The 1,775-nt window shown below is 34.0% G+C and carries 3 protein-coding genes; all 3 read left to right on the top strand.

The genetic code is table 11. The features are described from left to right. Window positions 1–78 precede the first annotated feature (78 nt). The 3 genes from B4237_RS15030 (at window position 79) to B4237_RS15020 (ending at window position 1,744) form a co-directional block, all read left to right on the top strand. The gene (locus B4237_RS15030) at window positions 79–312 is read left to right on the top strand and encodes a hypothetical protein (protein WP_004879818.1); all 234 of its coding nucleotides are present in this window, start codon (window positions 79–81) and stop codon (window positions 310–312) included. Between the two features lie 486 nt (window positions 313–798). Further along, entirely contained in the window at window positions 799–1,176 is a 378-nt protein-coding gene (locus B4237_RS15025; RefSeq protein ID WP_004879819.1) for a DUF2750 domain-containing protein, read from the top strand. Window positions 1,177–1,312: 136 nt separating this feature from the next. Next, the gene (locus B4237_RS15020) at window positions 1,313–1,744 is read left to right on the top strand and encodes a CBS domain-containing protein (RefSeq protein WP_004879821.1); all 432 of its coding nucleotides are present in this window, start codon (window positions 1,313–1,315) and stop codon (window positions 1,742–1,744) included. The last annotated feature ends 31 nt before the right edge of the window (window positions 1,745–1,775 follow it).

The raw sequence follows: 1,775 nt of genomic DNA, 5'->3' as shown, positions 1-1,775 counted from the left end.
GTTAAAGTAGCTTAAATTCAAAGTAAAGTATCTTTGAATAGAAATTGCGGTAATCATAATTAAAATAAGGAGTTATATATGATTCAACATTTTACTAACCATGAATTAGAGCATGTATATGCTAATGCGGTAAATACAATTCAGTCGCAAAAAAACTTCCAAGATGCAGTGAAAGAGCTTGAAGAAGTAGCAAAAGCAGGTCACGGTAAAGCGGCATTATTTTTAGCAGAGTTGTATTATCAAGGCTTCCGTGTAGAACGTGATTCCTTGAAAGCACAGTATTGGCAGAAGATGGCAACATTACAAGCATAAAGAAACGTCACTTAGGTGGCGTTTTTTAATACACACATTAATTCTAATACCATCATTTACCCCTATTCTTAATCACGCTATACCAAAGCCTAGTCGCTTTGACTTGCTCAGGTGGCGTTTTTGAATACCTTAGATTTTATAAATACAATTCTTCTTAGCATCGGTTTAATGCTACAGAGCTTATTAGAATTCTAAATGTCAAGGCATCCTTAGAGCAGATTTATTCACTAATTATACAAAGTAGCTAGAAGCACTTGCACGATGGAGAGTTTTAACAATTTTCTATGTATTAGGTTTTTGATTTCCTTGATCTACAAAACACCACTTTAAATCAAAGTCGCAATTTATGTTATTAATGGTGATGCAGGTCTTTATTTTCTTATAAACAAGAATATTTGCTTACGATTTACATGAACTGTTTAAACATAAATGCCATCTAGATTTCTTATAATAAAACATAAGTTTGAATACTATTAGTTTAATAACATGTATCGGTTTAACCATTTTCAACCAGTCTCTAAAGAGTTGATGATTAAAATTTCAATTCTAAAAACAATGATGTATTGCGGTGTTCTTTGGGGATTATATCATCAGGGTTGGGCAATCAAGTCTGATCAAGATGGTCCAGTTTTCCCATTTTGGCTAAATGGCGTTCAAGCACATCGTTATGCAAAATCTCATTGGAAGCATTACAAACCACGGAAAATCACCCCGAAAGATTTCCATGAATCTCTTTTACCGACACTTACTCGTTTGCAAGTAGAGCCTGCTCTTTTCAATTCATCACATCGTAAATTTAAGCTTTCAACCCAACAAATGCAGCATTTCTTTTTTATGCATGATGCAGCAGTTATGCCTGCCTAAGTGCGACAAAGTACAATGATGACTTTTTAAGCATTTATGAGAAAAAGTTATCATTGTATGTAAATTAGGGCTTTGCAATTAAAAAAAATACCGTTAAGTTAAATGAAAATGACAATACAACACAGGTGGATAAACAATGACAATCGTTGCTCAAGTCATCAAGAATAAAGCAGTACAATCAATTTTTACAATCTCACCAAATGCGACTGTACTTGAAGCAATTAAAATTATGGCAGAGAAAGGTGTTGGTGCATTAGTCGTTGCAGAAGATGAAAAAGTCATCGGAATTTTTTCAGAACGTGACTATACACGTAAGATCGCATTGATGGAGCGTTCATCAAACAACACCCCTGTTTCAGACATTATGACTTCTAAAGTTATTTCAGTTGGGCTGAATCATACTGTAGAAGAATGTTTACAACTTATGACTGATCGTCATTTACGTCATTTACCTGTTTTAGAACAAGAGAAACTTGTAGGCTTTATTTCGATTGGCGATCTCGTTAAAGCAGCAATGGATGATCAACGCATTTTAATTGAGCAACTTCAGCAATACATCTCTGGATAATAAATGAAAAAAAGGGCAATTAATTGCCCTT

Origin of the sequence: Acinetobacter sp. UBA6526 (assembly GCF_002434875.1) — a bacterium.
Lineage (GTDB): Bacteria > Pseudomonadota > Gammaproteobacteria > Pseudomonadales > Moraxellaceae > Acinetobacter > Acinetobacter venetianus.
This window is presented reverse-complemented; position numbering and strand designations above follow the sequence as displayed.

Bases quoted from the DNA above. Each gene is read 5' to 3' on its own strand.
- B4237_RS15025 (WP_004879819.1), top strand. From the start codon at position 799: ATGTATCGGTTTAACCATTTTCAACCAGTCTCTAAAGAGTTGATGATT.
- B4237_RS15020 (WP_004879821.1), top strand. From the start codon at position 1,313: ATGACAATCGTTGCTCAAGTCATCAAGAATAAAGCAGTACAATCAATT.
- B4237_RS15030 (WP_004879818.1), top strand. From the start codon at position 79: ATGATTCAACATTTTACTAACCATGAATTAGAGCATGTATATGCTAAT.